This is a genomic window from Bacteroidota bacterium (assembly GCA_016194975.1).
In the GTDB taxonomy this organism is placed as follows: Bacteria; Bacteroidota; Bacteroidia; order Palsa-965; family Palsa-965.
This window is the reverse complement of record JACQAM010000003.1, coordinates 87341-112353: the sequence shown is the minus strand read 5'-3', so window position 1 is coordinate 112353 and position 25013 is coordinate 87341. Positions and strand designations below refer to the sequence as shown.

24 protein-coding genes are annotated in these 25013 nt (G+C 43.1%); 12 read left to right on the top strand and 12 right to left on the bottom strand.

Features of this window, described 5'->3' with window-relative positions:
• Nucleotides 1-12 precede the first annotated feature (12 nt).
• Nucleotides 13-1452, bottom strand: a complete 1440-nt coding sequence (locus HY064_01185; protein ID MBI3509247.1) for an MBOAT family protein — start codon at nt 1450-1452, stop codon at nt 13-15.
• 89 nt (nt 1453-1541) lie between these two features.
• On the opposite strand from HY064_01185, the gene HY064_01180 reads away from it, so the two are divergent.
• The 3 genes from HY064_01180 to HY064_01170 all read left to right on the top strand — a co-directional run bounded on the left by HY064_01180 (nt 1542) and on the right by HY064_01170 (nt 3670).
• Nucleotides 1542-2405, top strand: coding sequence for a CDP-alcohol phosphatidyltransferase family protein (locus HY064_01180; GenBank protein ID MBI3509246.1), 864 nt, complete (start codon nt 1542-1544; stop codon nt 2403-2405).
• 326 nt (nt 2406-2731) lie between these two features.
• Nucleotides 2732-2986, top strand: a complete 255-nt coding sequence (purS, locus tag HY064_01175) for a phosphoribosylformylglycinamidine synthase subunit PurS (GenBank protein MBI3509245.1) — start codon at nt 2732-2734, stop codon at nt 2984-2986.
• A 72-nt stretch (nt 2987-3058) separates the two neighbouring features.
• Nucleotides 3059-3670, top strand: a complete 612-nt coding sequence (locus HY064_01170) for a hypothetical protein (GenBank protein ID MBI3509244.1) — start codon at nt 3059-3061, stop codon at nt 3668-3670.
• A gap of 60 nt (nt 3671-3730) precedes the next feature.
• On the opposite strand, the gene HY064_01165 is transcribed toward HY064_01170, so the two are convergent.
• On the bottom strand, nt 3731-4234 hold the full coding sequence (locus tag HY064_01165; GenBank protein MBI3509243.1) for a hypothetical protein: 504 nt from the start codon (nt 4232-4234) through the stop codon (nt 3731-3733).
• Between the two features lie 272 nt (nt 4235-4506).
• Between HY064_01165 and HY064_01160 the strand changes: the two genes are divergently transcribed.
• Together HY064_01160 and HY064_01155 are read left to right on the top strand one after the other, a co-directional pair.
• Nucleotides 4507-5898: a YifB family Mg chelatase-like AAA ATPase gene (locus HY064_01160; GenBank protein ID MBI3509242.1), complete on the top strand. Its 1392-nt coding sequence runs from the start codon at nt 4507-4509 to the stop codon at nt 5896-5898.
• Between the two features lie 150 nt (nt 5899-6048).
• Nucleotides 6049-6372 carry a GxxExxY protein gene (locus HY064_01155; protein MBI3509241.1) on the top strand — a complete coding sequence of 108 codons (324 nt, stop codon included), beginning with the start codon at nt 6049-6051 and terminating at the stop codon, nt 6370-6372.
• A 106-nt stretch (nt 6373-6478) separates the two neighbouring features.
• Here the strand turns inward: HY064_01155 and HY064_01150 are convergent, their stop codons facing one another.
• The gene (locus HY064_01150) at nt 6479-9715 is read right to left on the bottom strand and encodes a SpoIIE family protein phosphatase (protein ID MBI3509240.1); all 3237 of its coding nucleotides are present in this window, start codon (nt 9713-9715) and stop codon (nt 6479-6481) included.
• 191 nt (nt 9716-9906) lie between these two features.
• Between HY064_01150 and HY064_01145 the strand changes: the two genes are divergently transcribed.
• The 3 genes from HY064_01145 (at nt 9907) to HY064_01135 (ending at nt 12263) form a co-directional block, all read left to right on the top strand.
• Nucleotides 9907-11178: a hypothetical protein gene (locus HY064_01145; protein ID MBI3509239.1), complete on the top strand. Its 1272-nt coding sequence runs from the start codon at nt 9907-9909 to the stop codon at nt 11176-11178.
• 9 nt (nt 11179-11187) lie between these two features.
• A complete protein-coding gene (locus tag HY064_01140) occupies nt 11188-11583 on the top strand; it encodes a hypothetical protein (GenBank protein ID MBI3509238.1) in 396 nt (131 codons plus the stop codon).
• 365 nt (nt 11584-11948) lie between these two features.
• Entirely contained in the window at nt 11949-12263 is a 315-nt protein-coding gene (locus HY064_01135) for a hypothetical protein (GenBank protein MBI3509237.1), read from the top strand.
• Nucleotides 12264-12307: 44 nt separating this feature from the next.
• Here HY064_01135 and HY064_01130 read toward each other — a convergent pair whose 3' ends face one another.
• Both HY064_01130 and HY064_01125 read right to left on the bottom strand, forming a co-directional pair.
• Entirely contained in the window at nt 12308-13114 is an 807-nt protein-coding gene (locus HY064_01130) for a dienelactone hydrolase family protein (protein MBI3509236.1), read from the bottom strand.
• Nucleotides 13111-14511: a tryptophan 7-halogenase gene (locus HY064_01125; protein MBI3509235.1), complete on the bottom strand. Its 1401-nt coding sequence runs from the start codon at nt 14509-14511 to the stop codon at nt 13111-13113. Before HY064_01125 ends, HY064_01130 begins: the two co-directional genes overlap by 4 nt.
• A 122-nt stretch (nt 14512-14633) precedes the next feature.
• Here HY064_01125 and HY064_01120 point away from each other — a divergent pair, with 122 nt between their 5' ends.
• Nucleotides 14634-15611: a type IX secretion system membrane protein PorP/SprF gene (locus HY064_01120; protein ID MBI3509234.1), complete on the top strand. Its 978-nt coding sequence runs from the start codon at nt 14634-14636 to the stop codon at nt 15609-15611.
• A 49-nt stretch (nt 15612-15660) separates the two neighbouring features.
• Here HY064_01120 and atpC read toward each other — a convergent pair whose 3' ends face one another.
• Together atpC and HY064_01110 are read right to left on the bottom strand one after the other, a co-directional pair.
• Nucleotides 15661-15897, bottom strand: a complete 237-nt coding sequence (gene atpC, locus HY064_01115; GenBank protein ID MBI3509233.1) for an ATP synthase F1 subunit epsilon — start codon at nt 15895-15897, stop codon at nt 15661-15663.
• Nucleotides 15898-15957: 60 nt separating this feature from the next.
• Nucleotides 15958-17457: a F0F1 ATP synthase subunit beta gene (locus HY064_01110; protein MBI3509232.1), complete on the bottom strand. Its 1500-nt coding sequence runs from the start codon at nt 17455-17457 to the stop codon at nt 15958-15960.
• 184 nt (nt 17458-17641) lie between these two features.
• Between HY064_01110 and HY064_01105 the strand changes: the two genes are divergently transcribed.
• A complete protein-coding gene (locus tag HY064_01105) occupies nt 17642-18565 on the top strand; it encodes a bifunctional riboflavin kinase/FAD synthetase (protein ID MBI3509231.1) in 924 nt (307 codons plus the stop codon).
• A complete protein-coding gene (locus tag HY064_01100) occupies nt 18562-19203 on the top strand; it encodes a leucine-rich repeat domain-containing protein (GenBank protein MBI3509230.1) in 642 nt (213 codons plus the stop codon). Before HY064_01105 ends, HY064_01100 begins: the two co-directional genes overlap by 4 nt.
• 177 nt (nt 19204-19380) lie before the next feature.
• On the opposite strand, the gene HY064_01095 is transcribed toward HY064_01100, so the two are convergent.
• The 5 genes from HY064_01095 to HY064_01075 form a co-directional block, all read right to left on the bottom strand.
• The gene (locus HY064_01095; protein MBI3509229.1) at nt 19381-20271 is read right to left on the bottom strand and encodes a T9SS type A sorting domain-containing protein; all 891 of its coding nucleotides are present in this window, start codon (nt 20269-20271) and stop codon (nt 19381-19383) included.
• 230 nt (nt 20272-20501) lie between these two features.
• Entirely contained in the window at nt 20502-21386 is an 885-nt protein-coding gene (locus tag HY064_01090; protein MBI3509228.1) for a T9SS type A sorting domain-containing protein, read from the bottom strand.
• Nucleotides 21387-21570: 184 nt separating this feature from the next.
• Nucleotides 21571-22200 carry a thiamine phosphate synthase gene (locus HY064_01085; protein ID MBI3509227.1) on the bottom strand — a complete coding sequence of 210 codons (630 nt, stop codon included), beginning with the start codon at nt 22198-22200 and terminating at the stop codon, nt 21571-21573.
• A 3-nt stretch (nt 22201-22203) separates the two neighbouring features.
• Complete coding sequence (locus tag HY064_01080; GenBank protein MBI3509226.1) at nt 22204-22932, bottom strand: geranylgeranylglyceryl/heptaprenylglyceryl phosphate synthase; 729 nt, start codon at nt 22930-22932, stop codon at nt 22204-22206.
• Nucleotides 22929-23564, bottom strand: coding sequence for a 4'-phosphopantetheinyl transferase superfamily protein (locus tag HY064_01075; GenBank protein ID MBI3509225.1), 636 nt, complete (start codon nt 23562-23564; stop codon nt 22929-22931). The genes HY064_01080 and HY064_01075 overlap by 4 nt, the downstream gene beginning before the upstream one ends.
• Nucleotides 23565-23690: 126 nt before the next feature.
• Between HY064_01075 and HY064_01070 the strand changes: the two genes are divergently transcribed.
• Nucleotides 23691-25010, top strand: a complete 1320-nt coding sequence (locus HY064_01070) for an adenosylhomocysteinase (GenBank protein ID MBI3509224.1) — start codon at nt 23691-23693, stop codon at nt 25008-25010.
• The last annotated feature ends 3 nt before the right edge of the window (nt 25011-25013 follow it).

Genomic DNA, 25013 nt, shown 5'->3' with positions numbered 1-25013 from the left:
TTCAGTTGTCAGTTAAAAATGGAAATAAATAAATTCATTTGCATTGAATTGCCCGATCGCAAAAATTCCTGTGAACAGAATAACATAGATCCACGGGCGAATGTGCATTTTATAAAGTGATCCGGAATTTGTGAAGAAGAATTCCTCGTGAATTTCTTTGATGAAAAGGAAAGCGATGGCAAAGACAGCAATAAGCAAAGGGAAGGTTTCGAATTTCGTGCACAATGCCAGCCACGAAGTGTGCAGGTTCCAGTCGGAAGAAAATATTTTCGAATAGAAGATGCCCATATCTCCAATGGAATTTGCACGGAATGCGATCATGATGAGTGAATGAATGGTGATGAGATAGATCCACGCGGGAAATTTTATTTTTTTCCCGGGAGAAAATTTCATGAACGGAATTTCGAGCAGGTAAATTATTCCATAGAGAGCGCCCCAGAGCACGAAGGTACAGTTGGCGCCGTGCCACAACCCGCTGATGAGGAACGTGAGAAAAATATTCAGGTAATTTCTCGAAGTAGAAACGCGGTTGCCGCCAAGTGGAATGTAGAGGTAATCGCGGAACCAGGTGGTCATGCTGATGTGATTCCGTTTCCAGAATCCGTGAAGAGAAGTGGAGAGCAGCGGCCGGTTGAAATTGGTGACGAGGTCGAATCCGAAAAGTTTTGCTGTTCCTTTTGCGATGTCAGAATAACCCGAGAAATCGCAATAGATCTGCACGGCAAAGAAAAATGAAATAATGAAAAGAGAACTTCCGGAATAAGAATGAGGATCGTTGAAAACCGGAGTAACAAGATCATGTAACCGGTCGGCAATTACAATTTTTTTAAAAAATCCCCATGTCATGAGCCGTACCGCTTCGACTAAATTTTCGTGAACTAATTTTTTCTCCGAATGAAATTGCACGCCGAGATCGCCGAAGCGCGCAACAGGGCCGGCTACGAGCTGCGGGAAAAAAGAAACGAAGACTGCGAAGATGCCCAGGTTTTTTTCTGCAGGAATTTTTCCGCGATACACATCGATGACATAACTCATGGAATGAAAAACGTAGAAGGAAAGTCCGATGGGAATGATGAATGCTTCAATGTAATGCGGTTGTTTTCCATTGACAGATGCCGATAAAAAAGAAAAGGTGTTATAAGCGAAAGCAGAATATTTGAATGCGGCGAGGCAGCCGATGTTGGTGATGATGCTTAATAGCAGCCATGATTTTCCTTTCCTTATTCGGGATTTTTCCTGAATCCTGAATCCTGAATCTTGAATTTTTTTCCCAACGAACCAATCGATGCAGGAAGTAGCGGCGAGAAGAATTCCAAACCAGGGATTCCAGCTCATGTAGAAATAATAACTCGCTATGAGCAGCAGCATCCATCTCCACTTGTGCGGAATGATCCAGTAGAGAATGAAAACTACTGGGAGGAAAATGAGAAAGTGAATGGAATTGAATAACACGTTGTAAAAGTAGGTGGTTGGTCGTTGGAAGTCATAGGTCGCTCAATAAAATTAAGATGAAATATCGGCCACCAACGACCAACGAACCGATGACCAACCATTATCTTTGCGAAGTGAAATTATTCTCTATTCCGAATTTACTTACGTTGGGAAATCTCCTGTGCGGATGCCTTGCGATCGTTTTTGCATTCGAAGAATATCTTGTGTGGAGCGCGTATCTCGTGGGCATTGCCTGTGTGTTTGATTTTCTCGATGGATTTGTGGCGCGTGCTTTAAAAATAAATTCTCCAATAGGAAAAGATCTGGATTCACTGGCGGATATGGTAACATTTGGTGTGGTGCCGGGAGTGGTGATGTTCCAAATGATAAATGTTTCTCTTTTTTATTCCGGAAAATTACCGATGGGATGGGGAAATGATGATTATTATTTCGCACAACATGGGATAGCGTCGATTGCTTTTTTAATTACAATTTTTTCGGCTTTGCGTCTCGCTAAATTCAATAATGACACACGCCAGTCGGAAAGTTTCATTGGCCTTCCTACGCCTGCGAATTCTATTTTCATTTGTTCGCTCCCGCTGATACTGAATATTGACCGCAGCAATCTTTACGAATATGAAACGCAACACGTGAGCATAGCTGCCTTGATGACCAAAACGCAAGTCAGCCCTACACTGGGTATGGAGGAATTGGTGACAAGAATAATTCTCAATCCGTGGTTTCTCATTGGTGTAACGGTGGTGATGTCCCTGCTTCTTATTCTTGAACTTCCGCTCTTCGCATTAAAATTCAAATCGTTTTCGTGGAAGGGAAATGAGATCCGTTATATTTTTCTGCTGTTGTGTGCAGTGATGCTGGTGTTGTTGAAATTCGTTGCGCTGCCAATGATCATTGTGCTGTACATCCTGATGTCGGTGGGGAATAATATAATTGCAGGAAGAAATAAAATATGAAGGGCATCTCTAATAACTTCGAACTGCTGCGTTGGGCTACGTCCTCAAAATCCTCATTTACGAATAGTAAATTCCGGTTTTTCGGGCTTGCCCGCCTTGCATTTCTATGTTTTTAGAGATGCCCTGAATGAAGTTGGATGCATTTGTGATTTTGCAGCACTGAACCAACATTCATAGCCCCGACAGAAGCGCTTTCCCGAACGCGTTCGGGAATAGCGATGGCGGGAAGGCAGTTGATAAAATGCACAAAAGTTCCGCTCCGAATCGCCCTTATTCCCAACGAACATTAGCACATTTGCACTTTCACAAATCAGTAAATTATTCCAATGAAATTTAAAGCAGAAATAGATGTTATGCCACTGAAGGCGCTCCTTGATCCGCAGGGGAAAGCGGTGACCGGTTCCATGAAAAATCTCGGGTTGCCGGAAATTCAGAATGTGAGAATAGGAAAACACATTACCCTGGAAGTTGAAGCAAGTGATAAAAATGCAGCGAAAACAAAAGTGGATGAAGCGTGCAAAAAATTACTGTCGAACCAGATCATGGAGTTTTATGAATTTGAGATTGATGAACTGAAGTAGGTTGGTAGTAGGTGGCTGCGTGCTCTCCGGATTATTTTACTCCCAACCACCAACCAATAACCACCAGCTCCCATGAAGTTTTACAAATATCCTCTTTCCTTAGTTGCGTATGCGGTGCTCTTTGTTTTTGCGGCTTCGTACGGTTATCATCGTTTGGGAAAAATGGAGATGGCTCATTTCTGGTATTTATTTCCGGCTTGTGCGGCTGGTTTCATTTTCTGTTCATTCGTTCTCTCGAAGATTACGATGCCATGGGAACTGGATGTGATCCTGCAGGTGGCCATCGTGCTTGCGCCGGTGTTGTACATCATTAACCAGCGCGAAGAATACAGGCAGCCGGTTTTTATTTTTGTGATGGAGCCGGGTTACCATGGAACTTTGCAAATACATTTTAATACGGACAAGAATGCGCCGATGAATGCGCGAAGTACGGCTGATACGGTTTATTTCCGGTTCGATGAGTACGGAAGAATTCTGCTGAATGAAGAAGCGTTGTATGTGCAGAAAATGATGAAGAAGAATCTTTTTATTTTTTATCCCGATCACACGAAACAACATATTCCGTTCGTGGATAAAAACCGGAAGCCGGACAAAAATTTCGAAATAGTGGTGATGGAAGACAGCGCGGTGATGAAGAAGGGAAGAATGGATGCGATTTATTATTCGGTAAATAATTCCCGGTAATGCATAATGAATAATGAATAATGAGGAATGAAATTTAATTATGCATTATTTATTATCGAATTAATCTTCCGGTGGTTCAGGGGCAGTAGAGTAGCCCACTTTTTTCGGTTTGAGTGATTTCGGAAAGATCACATTTATGAGATCGTCCTCTTTGGTGAGCAGTGTTGCAGAAACTCCGTTGGTGATGGTCATCGGCACATCATATTTCAATTTCGGTTTGTAAGTTTCGTAAGTGCCGTCCTGGAGTTTGCGTTCCATTGAAATTATTTTTCCTTCTTTCACTTCCACTCTTCCTGTGTAGCATTGTGCATCGGGCCCGCTGCGCACGCTGATGATCACATCGTCATAAACTCCGTCTTTCACATCTTCTGCTCCGCGTTCTTCGAATTTCTGTTCCCACTTCGTGTAGCAATTGGAAGGCGCTGCAGAGCCGGCCCCGGTAGAAGTAGTAGTTGTGGTTGTGGTGGCTGTGCCCTTGCTTGCAGTGGTAGTTCCGCCGGAGGTCTGCGCGAATGCTGCGAAAGCAAAAAGAATCCCGGTGATTCCGGCGTAAACTTTTTTCATGAATAGGGTGTGTTTGTGGTGTGGAGATAAAGATAACAAAATCTGTACCAATGGGGAATTGGGTTATGGGTTGTGAGTTATGGGTTATGAGTTAATGTGGTATTGAGGTATTGGGTTTTGTGATTTGTTGCGGGAGTTTTCTTCCGGCGAATAAAAGTTACTAACATCCTTGGCGATCCGGAAAAAAGAGAATTCCTTTGCTGCACTTCTATTATTTGTAAGAATCATATCGTTAATGAATTTGAAAAATTTTAATTGTAAAATGAAAAGCCATGCCACTCGTAAAAATGTTCGGTTGTGCCGTTTCCGGCATTAATGCAAAGACAGTAACCATTGAGGTCAATATTGACACCGGTATCAATTACCATATTGTAGGGCTTGCCGACAGCGCCATTCGTGAAAGCCAGCAGCGAATTGATGCAGCGCTCAACAATAATGGTTTTAAAATTCCCGGAAAAAAAATTACAGTGAATCTTGCCCCGGCCGATATCCGCAAAGAAGGTTCTGCTTATGATCTTCCTATTGCAATTGGAATCCTTTCTGCATCCGGACAACTCATTGACGAAATCAACCCGGAAGAATTTGTGATCATGGGAGAATTGGCGCTTGATGGAATTCTCCGACCGGTGCGTGGCGCATTACCCATTTCCATTCATGCGAAAGAAGAGGGATTCAAAGGATTGATCCTTCCAAAGGAAAATGCGCGCGAAGCTGCCGTAGTGAACGGGATCGATGTTTATGCCATGGAACACCTCAGTGAAGTGTGTGCTTTCTTCGAAGGAAAAAGGGAATTCAAGCCCATGAAACTTGATCTTGACAAAGAATTTGCTGCTGCCGAAATTCTCACCGATTCTGATTTTTCGGATGTAAAAGGACAGGAAAATATTAAACGCGCACTCGAGATCGCAGCGGCTGGCGGACATAATCTTCTCATGGTGGGCCCACCCGGCGCAGGAAAAACTATGCTCGCAAAAAGATTGCCTGGCATTCTTCCGCCAATGACTTTGCGCGAATCGCTCGAGACAACGAAAATTCATTCGGTCGCCGGAAAGACGATGAAGAATTCAGGGCTTATTACGCAACGGCCTTTCCGCGCGCCGCATCATACGATTTCCGATGTGGCGCTTGTAGGCGGTGGCGGAATTCCCATGCCCGGCGAAATTTCTCTTGCACACAATGGAGTTTTGTTTCTCAATGAATTGCCGGAATACGATTGTGTGTGTCCGCCCGGTGGTATACAGAAATATCTCAATCGTTTGTCGGGCCCGCTGCTCGACCGGATCGATATTCATATTGAAGTTACGCCGGTTGGATTCGGAGAACTCATTGATCGTAAAAATTCCGAGCGCAGTTCCGATGTGCGTGCGCGTGTGGTGCGTGCGCGGAACAGGCAACTGGCGCGATTTGAAAAGCAGGAAAATATTTATTCGAATGCGCAGATGGGCGCGAGTTTGCTGCGGGAAGTTTGTGTGATCGATGAAGTGAGCATTCAGTTGCTGAAAACTGCAATGGAAAAAATCGGGCTCTCCGCGCGTGCGTATGATCGCATCCTGAAAGTATCGAGAACGATCGCCGACCTGGATGAATCAGAAAAAATTCTTTCGAATCATATTGCAGAAGCTATTCAGTACCGAAGTTTAGATAGAGAGAATTGGGCGGGGTGATTTACTAACAAATTTATTAGTGGCGATGGGGAAAATATTGCCACGGATTTTCACAGATTATACACAGATTAATATGGAAAAAGAAAAAAAGCGTTTTGATAAAACGTTTTATCCGGAATCAGAAATTACAGCAAGGCCATTGGATTATGCATGGAAGTTCACAGAAATCTCGGTCACGGGTTTCTTGAGATCGTTTACAAAGATGCGATTGAACGGGAATTCAAAATGAGCGGGATTAATTTTGAGAGGGAGAAAAAGTATGATGTGACCTATAAGGGAATTATTCTTCCCCATTATTTTTTCTCGGATTTTGTCATTGAAAATTCGGTGATACTTGAAATAAAAGCGCAGAATGGAATTTCAAATGAAGATTTAAAACAAACAATAAATTATCTCGCAGTATCGAAATGTAAAATCGGGTTGATAATGAATTTCGGCGAGTACTCTCTTAAATTCAAGCGCATAATTCTCTGAAAAAAATCTGTGCATAATCTGTGAAAATCCGTGGCAATATTATCAAACTTAAAAAATTCCAAATCCCAAATGGAAAATCCAAAATGAAAAACCTATTGCATTAACCTTAAACCTTCACTCCCATCACGCACACATCGTCGATCTGCGGTTCATCGCCTTTCCATTCGTCAAATTCCTTTTCCAGCATTTTTCCGAAATCGCGTATCGGTAATCCGGCACCGAGTAAAAGTGTTTCCCGGAATTTACGATAGGAGAATTTTTTTCCTGTCTCCGAGTTGAATTGGTCGGGAAAGCCATCTGAAGCAGAAATAATAATATCGCCGGTGGAAAGGCCGACTGTTTGAAGCGTGAATGGTTTTATTCTTTCGTGCGCGCCCACCGGTTGTTTATCCGGGGCAAGTTCGATCAGTTCTTTTCCGCGAACTATATAAACAGGATTGTTGGCTCCTGCGTAATGCAGTTTTTTATTTTTTTCATCAATGCAGCAGAGTGAAATGTCCATTCCATCGCGTGCAGGCATTTCGCCTTCCTTGCGCGAGCGGTTAAGCGCCTGTATCACCTGTTCGCGCAATTCATCGAGCATGAGCCCGGGAGAAATAATATTTTTTTCAGCGAGAATTTCATTGAGCAAAGTGATCCCGAGCATACTCATGAATCCGCCGGGAACGCCGTGGCCGGTGCAATCCGTTACTGAAAAGAATTTCAATTTATCGCGTTCTCCCACCCAGTAAAAATCGCCGCTCACAATATCGCGCGGTTTGAAAAGAATGAAGGATTCAGGAAAAAGTTTTGTGACAAGATCTTCCGGAGGAAGAACCGACAATTGTATTTTCCTCGCGTACGTAATGCTATCGGTAATGTCTTTATTTTTTTCTTCAATGACGGTCTTCTGATTTTCGAGCGTAATATTTTTTTCGTGCAACTCCGCCGTTCGCGCACGTACTTGTTTTTCCAACCGTTTTTTTGCATTGCGCAAACTGCGCGTACGCACGCGGCTGTATCCCAAACCGCCACTCAGTAAAAGTAAAATGCAGAAGCCATAAAATACTTTTGTTTTATAGAAAGGCGGGTCGACAGAAAAAGAAAATGATTGCGGAACTTTATTCCACACGCCTTCGTTGTTGCAGGCCTTCACATAAAAAGTGTAATCGCCGGGTGGTAATCCGGGATACGATGCAAAAGTTTCGGTAGTAGGAGGCGACCAGTCTTTGTCGAGTCCTTCGAGTTTGTAACGGTACTGAACTTTTTCCGGTGATGTGAGACTGATTCCTATAAAATCGAAAGTGATGTGATTCTGATCATAGCCCAGTGTAAGATCAAAAGGCATACCGGTAGAATGGTCAACGCTGTCAGCGAATTTACTCCAGTCTGTTTTTTCATAGAACAATCGCATGCCCGTTATGTGTGTTGCCGGTTCAATCGCATTGTGCGTTTCATAACGCGCATCGTATTTTATTGCGCCGCTTCCGGTTCCGAACCAGATATTTCCCTTACTGTCCCTGAATGCAGAATTCTGTGTGCATTCCACGCCGTTGAATCCTTCTGCTTTTCCGAAATGCTGAAAAGATTTTTCACCGGTGGAATCAAACAACACAACGTTGAATTTATTGATCCCGTTCACGGTTCCGATCCAGAAATATTTTCCGTCTTTCACTATCGACAGAACAGTGTTGTGGCTTAATCCGTCTTTCGTTTCCAGCTCCACACTTTTTCCGGTGGCCGGATCATAACGAATGATGCCGTATCCATAAGTGGTGAACCAGATATTTCCATTGTCATCGCCGGTAATGGAGTGCACCACACTTTTATCCACCTTGTCATTTATTTTTATTTGTTTGAAATCAGTGGCAAGTGGTTTTTTTCCTGTTGGTGTAAATTGAAGAACACCATTACGTGTGCCGATCCAGACAATTCCTTTTTTGTCAATGAAGATCGATCGCACGCGGCAATTGTTCAGCCCGTTTACCGAATTATAATAGAACAGGGAATCCTTCCAGAAAAATGCGATCCCATAATCAGTACCCAGCCATATATTTCCATCGTGGTCCTGGTTGATGTCGAAGATCGCACTATTGGGCAAACCATGATCATTCGTGTAAACAGTGGATTTTTTTCCATCGCATTTAATGGCTCCGCCCAAATATGTTCCCAGCCAGATAGTATGATCGCGATCCTCGAAAATTTTCCACACATAATTACTCACCGGTTTTCCGTCAACAGCATAATCACTGAAAGAGGTTCCATCAAAAACATTTACGCCACGCTGTGATCCGAACCACAAATTATTTTTACTGTCTTCAAAAATATTCAGCACATAAGAATTATTCAGCCCGTCTTTCCGGTCGTAAGTTGTGAATGCACCGAGATCATAGCGCGTTAATCCCTGGTCACTGCCTATCCACATATTTCCTTCTTTGTCCTGCATGATGCAGCGAACGCGATCATTGGGAAGTCCGTTTTTTTCAGTGATGTTTTGCAGAAGCGTGAGCGTATCTTCTTTTGAATTATCAAACTGGTAAATTCCTCCTCCATCCGTGCACACCCACAAATGGCGCTGACGATCTTCAGTCATATTCAGGATCAAACCATTCGAAAGGCCGTAACTGCTTTCAATATGCTGCCATGAATTTTTTTTCTTGTTGTATTTGCACGAAAAATTTCCATAAGAACCGATCCAGATATTATTGAAATGATCTTCGCAAAGCGACCATGCGCCATTCGAACAAATATCATAGCGGGGCTGCTGGTAAGAGATCAGTGAATCATTTTTACTTGAAAATACTGCACCGTCGCTCGCTATCCATATCGTTCCATCACGCGTACAGAGGATTGATTTTATTCCGTCGTTGAAAGGAGTTCCATTGCCAAGTGTGAGTGAAATTTTTTTGAAATTTTTTCCGTCAAATGTCCACACTCCTTCTTTATCTGAACCCAGCCACAATAAACCGGATGCATCTTCGCAGATTGCGTTAATCGAATTTGCATTCGCATTTATTTTGTTGAAGAAGATCTCCATTTTATTTCCATCCCACCGGGTAAGGCCGCTGAAAGTGCCGAACCAGATATTGCCTTTCCGGTCTTCATAAACTGTATTCACACGATTGTCTGCCATTCCGTTCTCTACATTGAATACTTCGAATTTTTTTCCATCAAAACGCGCAGCTCCTCCGCCATCAGTACACAGCCACAGGTAACCGCGGCTGTCCTGTATGATCTTCATCACCTGCGATTGTGGAAGTCCATCTTCAATAGAATAATTTTTCAGGTTGTAATGTTGAGCGAAGGAAAAAACAGGAAGAAAAAAGAGAAGAAGAAAAAAATAAGGTGAAATTCTTTTCGGCATAGAATGGTTTCTCCTCGAAAGATATAAAAATAGAAACAAGGAATGATGAACACCGGAACACCGGGTAAGTCTTTCTGCCGGATATCTTATTAAAGGCACCAACCATTGAGAATATTCGATATCCTGTTTGGCTGGTACCGGGCTTCATTCATGCCATTTCGATTCTGATCGCGGTGCATTATCTTTATAGCATGGCTGTTGACCGCATTCCGGAAAAGTTATATTTTACCTTAATTCTATTCCTGTTTTGTATAGGTTGTGTTTTTGCACAACCCACCGTCGTTTCGGGAAAAGTATATGATGCTGAAACCAGGAAGCCAATGAAGTATGCGGGTGTTTTCTTTGCCGATCATTTTCCGGATTCAGTTCGTTATCGGAATGATGAACGTGGAGGAGTTACCGACGATTCCGGTTATTACCATGTTGCTGCTTTGTATGGCGATTCACTGCAGGTCGAGCGCAATGGCTACGCAACGATCCGCGTGGTGGTGAAAGAAGGGCAGCAGCAAACATTGTATTTTTTTCTTCGCAAGCGCGATACGATCTTCGATGGAACAAAATACCATTTCGATTTTGATGCCGATTCTTCGGTCAGTGTGTGGATACAAATTCTTGGCACCGATCTCTTCGAAGGAAAATATCTTGAAACTTACCCGGGCGGAAAAATAAAATGTAGTGGTGTTTATTCAAAAGGAAACAGGGTGGGCTTGTGGAACGAATATTATGCGAATGGAAATCCGCGCGCTCACGGAAATTTTAAAAAAGGTGAAATGGATGGATTATGGAAATTCTATTACGAAAGCGGGAAAGAATATTCGGAAGGATATAATGAGGAAGGATATAAAGTTGGTTTGTGGAAAACATATTATGAGAACGGACAATTGCTTTCGCAGGGACAATATTTCATGCACATGAACAGCGGAACCTGGCGCTGGTATTATGAAAATACCAGCCCGAATGACTCGGTCGGGCGGGGAAAACTGAAAGCGCAGGCGCATTACATCATTAAATCTGACTGGCAAAAAACGAAGTTGGGAATTGGTTCTAATAAATACTGGGATCCGAAATATCATTTGCCCTGGATGAAGCGCACCTGGAAAAGTTCCCCGGTCGATTCGCTTGTGGAATATTATCCGGACGGCAAATTGCGTTCAAGAATTATTTATGATAAACACGGGAACGAGGAAGGTTCGGCAGAATATTATTACCCTGATGCCCGCCCGAATGACTCGCTCGGGCGGGGAAAACTGAACAGAATTGAATTCTACAAAAACGGCAAACCGGTTGATTGCTGGAAATATTATTGCGAAGACGGATCGCTTTCAAGATTCCAGAATATGAATAATCAGCAGAACGCCTGTGATTTGAACCAGGAAGTAAATGAAGATTGTACTTATCCCGGTGATATTCTTCCGGAAATTCCAACGGTAAGTTGCTGGCCGCCGCTGAGAATAATTTTTTAAAACAAAAACATGAAAAAATATTCAACTATTATTTTCTCCGGCGTGATCAAATTCAGAACAAAGAAAGTTCCTGATCCGAAGTTTTGTGTCGGTTCCCATTTGCAGGACGATTCCATTTTTCCGAAAGAACTTGTTTCTCAGAAGGGAGTTTTTGCGAAGATGGTGAATTTTGATTTCGATTGTGGTTTTAATATTGTCAGTTATGATCTTTCCGTTTTTCATGACGAAAAATTCAAAGACATGAAAGCTTCCGGGCCAGAGTTCACCGATGAAATGTCAAAACAACTCACGCTATTGGAACAGGGCGACCGTTTAATTTTCAGTAATGTAAAAGTGAAAATGCGTGCGCCTTCGGAAGATACTATCGTGAGAAAAATTAATGGGATCAGTCTGGTCGTGAAATAATTTTTATCATGGCGATAAAATTCATGAAGAATAGATTATCATTTTTCATTCCGGCAATTTTATTTGTTTCATGCTCATCGTATTTTCATCCTGAAAAAAGACATTACCGGCCTGGATATTATTTTGATGAGAGGGGAAAGTCGCGTGAAAACAATTTGCCAGGAAGAAGTAAGGACAAGCATTTCATTTCAACGGCGGATAGAAAAAGTGCAGAACAAAGTCGTTTTTCTGCCAAGCAAAAAGATACTTTAAAGAACGCGGGTATTTCCGGAAAAATAAAATCAGTTGCGGTGCTATTGCAGCGAAAGAAAATCAGGTCGCATTTTTCTGTGCTGAAGAATATTCCACGCGGTAAAAACGATAACGTGAATAAAAAGTCACGTATCGCTGCTTATTCATTCGTCATAGCACAATTGCTCGCTATCGCCGGATTCATCCTGCTGTTGACGGGATTAATGGAAATCGCGATCTTACTTGCGGGACTTGCATTTGTATTTTACGTTCTTGCCATTTATTTCGGATGGAAAGCGCAGAAAGAAATCGCAAGGGAAGCGCCGCCTGAAAAAGAAGAAGGTTCCGGTGAAGCGAAAAAAGCGGTGGCCTATTCAGCGGGAATACTTTTGCTCGCAGCATCACTCGCCGTACTGGCATTACTCAATAAACTGATAAACGGGAATTGATTCGATGCTGTAAGGATCTTTGTCTTCACGCCACAATTCGGGATTCATATTCCGGTTTTCAGAAATGCTTTTACCGCAACCCAGTATTCTTTATAATCATCGGTTGTTTCCCACAAACATCTCGAAGCGTGAATACCCGGCGACTTCGGCTCGAAAAAAGTTTTGTGCTGAGATGGAATAGCGTCGTAAATTTTTCTCACATCAGGAATTTCGTCGTGCGAGCAGGTGATGAAAACAGGTTTGTCGAGTGTGCTCACAGTTTTTGCAAGATTTAATTTGTCGCCGTAATATTCCCCGGGAGAAAATGCGAGCACTGCTTTTACCAATGGATTCACCGTTGCAATTTTCAGAACTAATCCTGCGGAGTAAGAACTGCCAACGAGGATCACCGGTTTTTTTGTTTGCTCATAGAGATAATTAATTGCTGCAATGATGTCCTGTTCTGCATCGAGATAAGTAGTGGGCCTGCCAGCATCTTTCGCGCGTTGTGCTGTTTCATTTTTCACGCCGTTCACTTCATTTCCCGAACGTTGATCAATGGCGAGACAATTGTAACCAAGCTCCGCCAGTTTCGGCGCGGTCTCGATGTATTCACCGCGACTGAATCCAGCCTGGTGACAAAGAAGTAACCACGGCAAAGTATCATTGCTGAAATAACTGTCGGCAGAAATAATAATGCCATCAGCAGCGGCGAATGTAATTTTCAACGGGGCGGAAATTTTTTTGCCGGTGGCCACGACTTTTGTTGTATCAGGAACAGAATCACTTTTAGTTTCACCAGCAACATTTCCAGAGCAATTCACAAGCAGGAGAAAAAAGATTGAAGGAATGAATATGCTTAAGGTTTTCATTTTGATATTTTTTCATTTTGTTTCTCAATGGTACTTTTTTCAGGCAGGTGTCCGTAAATTTCTTCGAAGGAATAGCGGCAATATTCTTTATCCGCGATCTGTCCGGCCCGCGATTTCACATAATGAATGAACTGGTTGAAATTGCGCTCCTTTGTGAGCGTGTCGAGGAATCCGGAATATTTTTTCCAATGCGAAAAAAAATCTCCGGCAAGCAGGTAATGAAAAGTATCGTAGGCATTCAGGAATTTCTGAAAACCATCGTCGCTGCTTCCTGTATCAGAAAATTTCATCAACTCCTGATCATAGAATAAACGAACGAATTGTTCGATGAGCCGGTAACCTCCTTCAATATCGATGAACGCTTCTGCGAATTCCAATTGCGCGTTGTCAATTCCTTTTTTCAGATGCGTGTCCACAACTTTTGTAACACGGAATGCAGTTTCCATTGCCACGAATAATCCGCTGGAAAAAATAGGGTCGAGAAAAGCGCCGGCATCGCCGATCATTGCCCAGTTCTTTCCGTATTTTTTTTTCGCGAAGTAAGAATAATCGCTGATGGTAAGTGTGTCGTGCTCAGGAACTGAATCACGCAGGATATCATGAAGACAAACCGCTTCAGAAAGTTCCTGCGCATACAATTTGTTTTTCCAGTCATCGCCGGTAAACTTTTTTTTCTGCTCACGCACATAATCATGATTCAGCGAAACGCCGATGCTGAGATAATTTCTGCCAATAGGGATCACCCAGAACCAACCTTTCTTTTCTCCGCCGAGATAAACGATCTTGATCATTCCTGCATTGAGAGAATCATCATATTTGTTATTCACCCAGCGGCGGTAAAAAGCTACACGATCAAGCCCTGCATAATGTGTTTTGTCGTTTAATTTTTTTGCGAGAAAAGAAGACTGTCCGCTGGCATCAAGAAGAAATTTTGCACGAATAATTTTTTCTTCGCCTGAAATATCCTGAGCCCGAAGCGTTACCTCATTTGTATTTTCAAGATTCACTTCAAACACGCGATGTTCTTCAAAAATATGTGCGCCGCATTTTGCAGAATGATCGAGCAAACATTTGTCGAACTCAGCACGTGGCGTGTGAAAGATCATTCCGGCTCCGTCGGTAAGCACGCGTTCGAAACACCAGACAGATTCGCGCCTGCCATCCTTGTCAATGAAATTTATTCCGGGTTTTTTTGTTGCAAATTTTCTCACCTCGTCGATCACGCCCATGTCTTTAAGGCGGTAATAACAAAAAGGAATGAGCGATTCGCCCACGTGCTCGCGCGGGAATTTTTCTTTTTCGAAAACTGCAACGTTGTAACCCATCTTTGAAAGATAAGTTGCAGCAGAAGATCCGGCCGGGCCGCCACCAATAATGGCTATATCATATTCGTTCATAACTGCATAAAATTACTCAAATCGTGTGGTGCAATGAAGAGAAAGCAATCGGCAGGGAAAAAGATTCTCATAAGCGTGTATCTATTTTTCCAGATCACGTTATAAATGCAAAACCCCGCAACATGAAAACATTTTTTACACTCGCCTTTTCATTCGCAATGCTCGTTTCGTTTGCATGCAATGATCATCTCTACCGCCTTGGACTCAACCAGCGTTCTTTTTATAATCCTGCATCGCTTTGTCCATACTGCAAAGGCAGTACTTTTTTTTCAACCGGTTTTATTTTTATGCCCGGAAATAAAAATATTCACGGCGATTTTTTTGCTGTAGGATGTGACGGGCCGAACAAATTACACGGGCCGTGGGACATCAGTTACACGAATGCTGTTGGTGATGATTCGCGCGCGAACGGCTACAGCCTGCGTTATGCGTACGAGCAGAAACTGAATAAGAAATGGCGTTTTTCTGCCGGGATGCGTTTCTCGTACGTGAACATGGAGCAGAAATTTTCCGGCGAAGGAGTTTCCCATTCTGTGAAAATGTCTTTTGCTGATCTGGATGGAGGAATTTTTCTGACGAACCAGAAAGGATTTTATTCCGGTTTTGCGGTGCAGCACATTCCTGCCATGAATAAAAAAAATGTTGCTTCTGACGGAGCTGCTGCGAATGTGAATAGGGATCGTGGGTATAATATTGTTGCCGGTGGAATTATTCCGGCCGGGTACAATTGGGATATTCTTGCGGAGACCAACGCGATGTATGATGGAAAAGAATATGTTGCACAGCTTGGTGCCATGTTCCGCTGGTACAGTATTGTCGGCATAGGTGGGGGAGTGACTTATTCCCGGCATGAAGTTCCGCACTATGAAGTGCGCGGCGGTATCACCACTTCTGTTTTCAAAATGATCTCATCGGTTGGATTTACTCCGGATGGAATTTCAGTTGAAACGGGAATGATCATTCGCTTCGGCGCCGATCTTCATCACCCGCTCATCATTCACACTGTTTCATCGCCGTGCACAGGAGGAAGTTGTGCTGTAACACCACCCACAAAGAAAAAGCACAAGCACGGGAAAGATGAATTCGATCCGCATCAATAAAAAATCCCGCCTCCTGTTAAAAAAAGATGAGATCATCTGAAAAATAAAATTATTCCGCGAGAATGATGATCTTGTTCTTATGAACTTCAGCAACCCCACCGTTGATCTCGAAGAATTGAGTTTGTGACTGTGTGTCCACCACTTTGATTTTTCCCTTCTTCAGGGACGAGATCATTGATGCATGTTTATTGAGTACTCCGAATTTTCCGGCAAGGCCTGGCAACTGCACAGATTTTACTTCTCCGCTGAAAAGCTGTTTGTCAGGTGTGATGATATCGAGTTTCATTTGAGTTAAGAGTTATGAGTGATAAGCAATTTGTACGAATTTGTAACTCATCGCTTATCACTAGTTTGCTTCCGCCATCATTTTCTTTCCTTTCTCAATGGCATTTTCAATTGTACCAACGAGGTTGAACGCAGCTTCAGGATATTCATCCACTTCTCCGTCCATGATCATGTTGAAACCCTTGATCGTATCTTCGATGGGAACGAAAACTCCTTTGAGCCCGGTGAATTGTTCTGCAACATGGAAGGGTTGAGAGAGGAAGCGCTGCACGCGGCGCGCACGATGCACCACCAGTTTATCTTCTTCCGAAAGTTCATCCATACCGAGAATGGCAATGATGTCCTGTAATTCTTTGTAACGCTGCAGCAGCATTTTCACGCGCTGTGCACATCCGTAATGCGCTTCACCCACAACAGCCGCGGTAAGAATTCTCGAAGTAGAATCGAGCGGATCAACCGCGGGATAAATTCCAAGCTCAGCAATTTTGCGGCTCAATACAGTGGTTGCATCAAGGTGAGCGAATGTGGTAGCAGGAGCAGGATCTGTCAAATCATCAGCAGGAACATAAACCGCCTGCACCGAAGTGATGGAACCTCGCTTAGTGGAAGTGATGCGTTCCTGCATGGCGCCCATTTCAGTTGCGAGCGTCGGCTGGTATCCAACCGCAGAAGGCATACGACCGAGAAGAGCAGAAACTTCTGATCCGGCTTGGGTGAAACGAAAAATATTATCGATGAAGAAAAGAATATCTTTTCCACCACCCGACGAATCTCCATCGCGGAAATATTCTGCGAGTGTAAGTCCGGAGAGCGCAACACGTGCACGTGCTCCCGGAGGTTCATTCATTTGTCCGAAAATAAAAGTGGCTTGTGATTCGAGCAATTTATTCTTGTCCACTTTAGAAAGATCCCATCCGCCTTTATGAAGCGACTCGTTGAATTCGTCGCCGTATTTTACAATTCCGCTTTCGATCATTTCGCGCAGAAGATCATTTCCTTCACGCGTACGCTCGCCTACACCGGCGAAAACAGAATAACCGGAATAACCTTTTGCAATATTATTGATGAGTTCCTGGATCAAAACTGTTTTTCCTACGCCTGCACCACCGAACAAACCGATCTTTCCTCCTTTGGAATACGGCTCGATAAGATCGATGACTTTAATTCCTGTGAAAAGTACTTCGGATGCTGTGGAAAGATCTTCGAATTTCGGTGGAGTACGGTGAATGGCATAACCATTTTCATTGCTGACCGTTCCAATTCCGTCGATTGCTTCACCTACCACATTAAAAAGCCGTCCTTTGATTTGGTTGCCAATCGGCATTTTTATCGGTGAACCGGTTGCAACAACTTCCATTCCTCTTGCAAGGCCGTCGGTAGAATCCATTGCTACTGTGCGGATGGTATTTTCACCAATGTGTTTCTGGCACTCGAGAACTATTTTCTGTCCACTGCTTCGTGTAACAATGAGTGCGTCGAGAATATTCGGAAGCGATCCTCCTTCAGAGAAACTGACATCGATAACCGGACCGATGACCTGGGCAATTTTTCCTTTTTGCATGGATGTAGAATAAATGGTTCTTGAAATTCGGCGCAAAAATAGTTGTTTTTAGTTGTTCATGATTCCGGCTTGTTGATAAAATTGGAGAATTCTGCAAGAGATATGATGATTGTCATGATCGGCACGCGAATCGTAAAATGAATTCCCCTTGCGAAATAAGCACATGATTATCTTTGTTCGCTGAATGAAAAGCTACAATCACATTGATGAATTCTCCGGAGTGAAAAACGCCGTGGTGACCACCGGAACTTTCGACGGAGTGCACCTGGGCCACCTTGAGATCATACGCATGATGCGTGTATTGGCGGATGCGTGCGGGGGAGAAACAGTCCTGCTAACTTTTTTTCCTCACCCAAGAATGGTTTTGTTCCCGGAGAGAAAACAATTGCTGCTGACTACGATTGCCGAGAAAACAGAATTGCTGGAAAAAGCCGGCGTCGCCCATCTGATCATTCATCCGTTCACAAGAGAATTTTCCATGCTCACATCGCACGATTTCATTGCTGAAATTCTCGTGAAAAAATTGCACACAAAAAAATTAGTGATCGGCCACGATCATCATTTCGGTAAAGACCGGGAGGGAAGTTTTTTTCAATTGAAAAGTTCTGGCGCGATTTATGGATTTGAGGTAGAAGAGATACCGGTGATCATGTCGCAAAAAATAAATATCAGTTCTACGCAGATCAGGAACGCGTTGATGAGCGGGAATGTGGAACTCGCTGCACAATATCTCGGGTATGATTACAAATTGGGAGGAACAGTGGTGAAGGGAAGAATGGCGGGAAGAAGTATCGATTTTCCGACAGCAAATATTTCCGTGAGTGATGTATTTAAAATTGTTCCTGCCGATGGTGTTTACGCAGTGAAAGTAAAACGCGGGAAAGAAGAAATGAAAGGAATGATGAATATAGGAATGCGGCCTACGGTGAATGGAAAGGAGCGGACGCTGGAAGTGAATATCTTTGATTTCAATGGAGATCTTTACGGGGAAACGCTTATCTTGGAGTTTGTAAAACGTATGCGCGACGAAGTAAAATTCGATGGACTTTCCTCTCTGAAATCTCAATTGGAGAAAGACCGCGCACTGGCGAAGGAAATATTACAATGAGAATTTTCAGAAATATTCTTTTCACGGCGGCAATTATTCTTTTGTTCTCATTGCGCGCATTCGCGCAGGCGGATGTTTCGAAAACGGTGATCCCGCTTATGGATTCTCTCACGCTCGATACGATGACCGCCTACACGGATCTTGCAGAAGCGATGAAGGAACCGGATAAAGTGGTAAAGCTCGTGTTGCGCAAGCAGGGATATACCGAATTCCCGAAGGAGATCTGGAGTTTTCCTAATCTGCAATATCTTGATCTCAGCAAAAACAAGATCAAGGAATTTCCCGACACACTTGCAAAACTGAAAAATTTACAAGTGCTTCACCTCTCAAGGAACAAGATCGAATCGCTTCCACGCGAATTGGGAGATCTTTCCAATCTCACTATTCTCGACATCAATCAGAATGAACTGACCATGATACCCCCGCAGATCGGGAAATTGAAAAAACTGAAATACCTCGATCTGTGGAGTAATAACATTTCTGTTTTTCCGGAAGAGCTGAAAGATATTGCCGGTAATCTTCAAATACTTGATCTGCGCGTAATCCTCATCAATTATGAAACGCAGAATAAGATCCGTGGATACCTGCCGAATACAACGATTTATTTTTCTCCACCCTGCCATTGTTCTGACCGTTGATTCTTGTCGGAATAGTTTATTACCTCCTTTCTTGTTTTTCTTAAGGGAAATATTTTTTGTTTTTTAATGGAAGATGGACTTATTTCAATTAAGGGACTCGTTCTTTTTTTTCAACAACTAAAACGCAGTCTTCTTCCAACTTCCTTCTTCCCCAAAAATCTCATCGCAACTAATACGTCAGTTTTCTATAATAGTTTTCGCTGAATAAACTTTTTCTCCGTCAATCACTGTGCAGATATACATGCCGGATTCGAAATTTTCTGTATTCACTTTCTGTGTGAATGTTCCACCGTTCGCTCCTTCTACTACCGAGGCAAAAATTTCTGCACCATTCAGATCATAAACGTAAAAACGGATCGCATTGTTTTCGTGCGGAACATCGAATGTAATATTCATGCAATGGAGAAATGGATTTGTACTCACGCGCAACGGGCGCGGGTAGGAAGTCTGCGAATAAATTCCTGTGGTCATTGCATAGGTCACCGTCATGGAAACACAATCGACACTGATAATGGGTGAGGACAAAGTAGGATTGTAAACTTTAATATAGGTTCCGAAATCCTGCGAATTAATATCGCCGGGTGACCAGGTGAGTCCCCATAATTCATTGGGCCCGCCATACGAGCGTTCGGAATTGGTGGTTGACCAAGGGAGATAGTTGGACTGGTTGTTCCCGCTGAGTGAAACGCTGTTTTGCCGTAATACGATTGTGCAGTCAAGAACTGCGGAAGCCATATTGCAGAAACCCGTTACATCTACTTCTATTCCTTTTATTTCCGCATTCCATGGAATATTAAATCCGAAATCAAAACACGTCAGGTAACGCGAGCGGTAACAGGAAGACTGGAAACAATTGAGAAATGGCTGCAGTTGAACATCCGAAAATTGTCCGTCACTCGACGAGATGTTGCTGGTATTATTCCAGATAGCGCCGGCGCATGCTGAACAATAAGTATAAGGTTCGTTGTCGGTCGAAGAAGGATACATGGGTCCTTCACTTTGTGCATACGCTGGAACATTCAGCAATAAAAATGTTCCGATGATAAGGGTTGGTGTAATTGTTTTCATAGCGGTAGATTTTAAGAAATAAAAAAATTACAGAGATAAATAAGTGGGTATATAATTATTGTCAATGAACGTAATCCTGAAACAAGTTTATGACAGTTCCGGCGTTTGATTATTTCAATTTCGATGGGGTGATAAAAACGGTCGATGCCATGCAGGAGAAAGAGCATGATCATTCATTCAGAATATTTTTTCTGTCTCTTAACGGAAAAAATCCCGTCCCAACTCAAACATCAATTCCCGATGATCGTTTTCTCCGAATAAATTTTATCACCGTCCACTACGGTGCAGATGTACATTCCCGGGCTGAGATTTTCCGTGTTTACTTTTTCCGTGTAAGTTCCGCCGTTCACACCTTCCGCAACCGAAGCAAAAACTTCTGCGCCATTCATATCATAAACATAAAAATGAACGGCATTGCTTTCATCCGGAATATCGAACGACATATTCATAGTTTGCTGCGCCGTATTCACATTCACACGCAGCGGATGAGGAGAAGAAGTTTGTGAATAGATTCCGGTAGAAACTTCATAGGTAACAGTCATGGAAACATGATCGACACTTACCGACGGAGAAAAAGTAGTCGGGTTGTATAGTTTAATATTCACACCAAAATCAGGAGCATTTATTTCTGCGGGTGTCCAGTTGTATCCCCAGAGTTCCCCGTTTCCACCGTAATGACGCGTTTCATCAGAAGTACTCCACGAAATCAGCGAAGCCATATTTGTTCCGGCAACAGAATTTGCATTTCTCCGGATCACGATGGTGCAATCGAGAACGGCTGAACTCAAAGAGGAAAATCCATTCATGTCCATTTCAATTCCTTCAATGACCGCATTCTGCGGAATGGAAAAATTGAAATTGTAACAAGAGAGATAGCGCGACCAGTAGCACGTGCTCTGGAAACAATTAAGGTAAGGCGCCAGTTGGAGAGTAGAATAATCGTTATCCGTTTCATTCACATTCGCTGCATCATTCCAGATGGAACCTGCACACGTTGTACAATAGAGGTAGGGATTATTCTCTGTTGTTCCGGGATCATGTACGCCGGAATTCTGGGCGAAAGAATAAGCAGGGAAAATAAAAATAGCCGGGATGAAAAGTGCAGCGGTTTTCATGTGCTTCGGAGTTTGGGTGGTTGCATTCATAATGCAGCTACCGCATAAAAGTCACAATCTGTGCCAAACCCGTGTAAGGAAGTCAAAGTGCATTGCCGGTCAACAACTGGTTGTTTTAATACACAACCGGCGATCAGAAAAAAAACAGGAGTTTGAAATAATAAAAAAAACAAAAAAATATTTTTTAGTCTTCCTCAATATTCAATTCCCTGAATTTATCCTTGATCGCGCATAATTTCTGAAGTGGATCTTCCGCTTTCCATATCCCGCTGTAAAAAACCATTCCCGAAAATCCAAGATCACGGCAGAGCGCCACATTTTCAAGAGCGGTTCCCCCGCGCGCAATGAGTGGATTAGTTGAACGTTCAATTCCGGCACGCAGGCTGTGTTCGCTGTAACCCACATTATATTTTCCACTCACTTTGTCGAAGATCGTTCCGAGGAATGCATAATGATAATTCTGATCATTGGAATAAACGCTGCCTATCTTATGAAAACTTGTGGTGACCACCAGTCCAGGTTTTTTCAGAAGCAACGTGCGCAGGCGCCACCAGGTACGGAAGCGCCGTTTCAGGTGTATGCGCGTGAGATGAATTCCTTTTAAATTGAATTGCGATGCAAGTTTATGATGACTGTGAATAATGATTCGGTTGTGGAATGCAGCGGGAATTTTCTTCAGGTATTCTTTCATCTCGCGCGTACTCATATTGGGCTTGCGCAGGTGATAAACGCGTAGCCCGTGTTCGAAGAAAGAGATGACCTGCTGGATCTCTTTTTCAGTTGTTCTGGATGGAGAAATTAAAAGAAGTTTCATGCGCTATTTCGGGACAGCTTTTACAAATTCAGAAAGTGATTCCGGAAAATTTTCCAGATGATTACCAATGACGACAATATCGGCTCCGACCGCGAATTTTTTTTTCATCTCCGGCGCTGAACGTATTCCTCCGCCAACGATTAGCGGGATGGAAATATTTTTTTTGACTGCTGTGATCATTTTTTCAGGAACGGAATTTCTGGCTCCGCTTCCGGCTTCAAGGTAAATGAATTTCATTCCGAGTTGTTCCCCGGCTACAGCGGTTGACACCGCGAGGGCATTGTCTTTCCTGCTGATGGGTTTTGTACTGCTGAATTTATTCACAGATGTTTCGCGCCCGCTTTCAATAAGGATATATCCCGTCGGAAATATTTTTATCGCCGTTTTCTTCAGATGCATGGCGGCTTTCACATGTTGCCCAATGAGCAGATCGGGATTTCTTCCGGATATCACTGACAAAAGTAACAGGCCATCTGCATGTTCACTTATTTGCTCCGGATTTCCCGGGAAGATAAGCACAGGGATATTTGATCTTTTTTTTATGGAGCTGATCAGCCGATCGAGATTTTTATTTCCCGGAGAACTACCGCCCACCAGAAAAATATCGGGAGGAAAATTTTCGGCCGCATTAAGGATCTCGCCGAGGTAAGTTGTTTTTTCCGGATCAATAAGGACCGCCAGTTTTTTTCTGCGCGATTGTTTTTTGAATATTTCAGGAAATAGAACGGTCATTTTGCAGAATGAAGAGTATAAGCAAGCATGTGTTCGCGGAAAATTTCATACCGTACATTCGCTGAAATGATTGTTGTTCCATTCCTGACCGAGGCGACCACTTCACCATGATCAGGAATATTTATTTCCGGAACTGAAATATCTGTTCGCATGGAAATAAATTTTTTTCCATTCATTTTGTAGATCGCTTCCTTGATGCACCAGTAAGCATGAAGTCGCTCCGTTAGTGATTCTGCATTCACAATTTTTAATTCTTCTTCCGAAAGAAATTTGTGAGCGATGAGATCGATCTTCGGACGGATCAGTTCAATGTCAATTCCACAGGAAGAATCAGAGATCATGAGTGCGATCATTTTTCCGGAATGAGAAATTGAAATAAAATCTGTTCCGCTGTGCATCCGGGGTTTTCCGTTCTCATCATAATTTATTTTTCCGCCCGGGTGAAGTTGCTGAAGCAGGCACCTCGAAGCAAGCCATTGCGATCTGCGGAAAACATGAGTGAAAGAATCGTACTGCATCTTTTCATGCTCATCGGGCACATACAGTTGCTCCAACTCATTGATATTTTCCGTCACTTCCCATATTCCTATCAAAGTATTTTTTCCGGGCGAAAGTTTATCAATGAGAGGCATGTTCGGAATTTTCAGCAGCAAATTAAATCAATAATGTTCTTCCATTTCATCCACGACGTTACGAACTTTTAACGCCAACCGGCCTTTGTTGCTTTTTTGTAACTTTGCATTCCAAAAAAAGAAACAATGAGCCACTTAACCGCTGAAAAGCAAATGAAATACAAAGTGAAAGATATTTCCCTCGCAGAGTGGGGAAGAAAAGAAATAAAACTCGCCGAAGCAGAAATGCCAGGGCTGATGTCGCTGCGTGAAGAATTCCGTTCTTCAAAACCGTTGAAAGGAGCACGCATTGCGGGTTGCCTTCACATGACGATCCAGACAGCAGTACTCATCGAAACGCTCGTTGAACTCGGTGCGGAAGTTACCTGGTCATCCTGCAATATTTTTTCTACGCAGGATCACGCAGCAGCAGCAATTGCAGCAGCAGGAATTTCCGTTTATGCATGGAAAGGAATGAATGCAGAAGAATTCGACTGGTGCATTGAGCAGACACTTTTCTTCGGTGCAGATAAAAAGCCATTGAACATGATCCTCGACGACGGAGGAGATCTTACCAATATGGTTTTCGATAAATATCCTGAGCTAGCTCCCGGCATCAAAGGACTTTCTGAAGAAACAACTACCGGTGTTCATCGCCTGTATGAAAGAATGAAGAACGGAACTTTGCTGATGCCCGCTATCAATGTAAATGATTCGGTAACCAAGTCGAAGTTCGATAATAAATACGGCTGTCGCGAATCACTTGTTGATGCTATTCGCCGTGCTACCGATCTTATGCTCGCCGGAAAAGTTGCAGCCGTTGCCGGTTATGGCGATGTAGGAAAAGGTTCCGCGCAATCGCTCTCGAGTCAGGGCGTGCGCGTGATCGTGACGGAGATCGATCCGATCTGTGCACTGCAGGCAGCGATGGATGGATATGAAGTGAAAAAAATGGATGATGCAGTGAAGCGGGCCGATATCATTGTCACTGCAACCGGGAATAAAGACATTGTGGTTGATCGTCATTTCAAAGCGATGAAGCATAATGCGATCGTCTGTAACATTGGACACTTCGATACGGAGATCGATATGGCCTGGCTGAATAAGAATTACGGAAAATCGCGCGATGAAATAAAACCGCAGGTAGATAAATATACGATCGACGGAAAAGATATCATCGTTCTTGCAGAAGGCCGTTTGGTGAATCTCGGTTGTGCAACCGGGCATCCTTCTTTCGTGATGTCAAATTCATTCACGAACCAGACCCTTGCGCAGATCGAGCTCTGGAATCATTCTGATAAATACGAGAAAAAAGTTTATACACTTCCGAAACACCTCGATGAAAAAGTAGCACGACTTCATTTGAAAAAGATCGGTGTAGAATTAGACACACTTACCAAAGAGCAGGCCGATTACATTGGTGTAACGGTTCAGGGGCCGTTCAAAACAGATCATTATCGCTATTGAGAA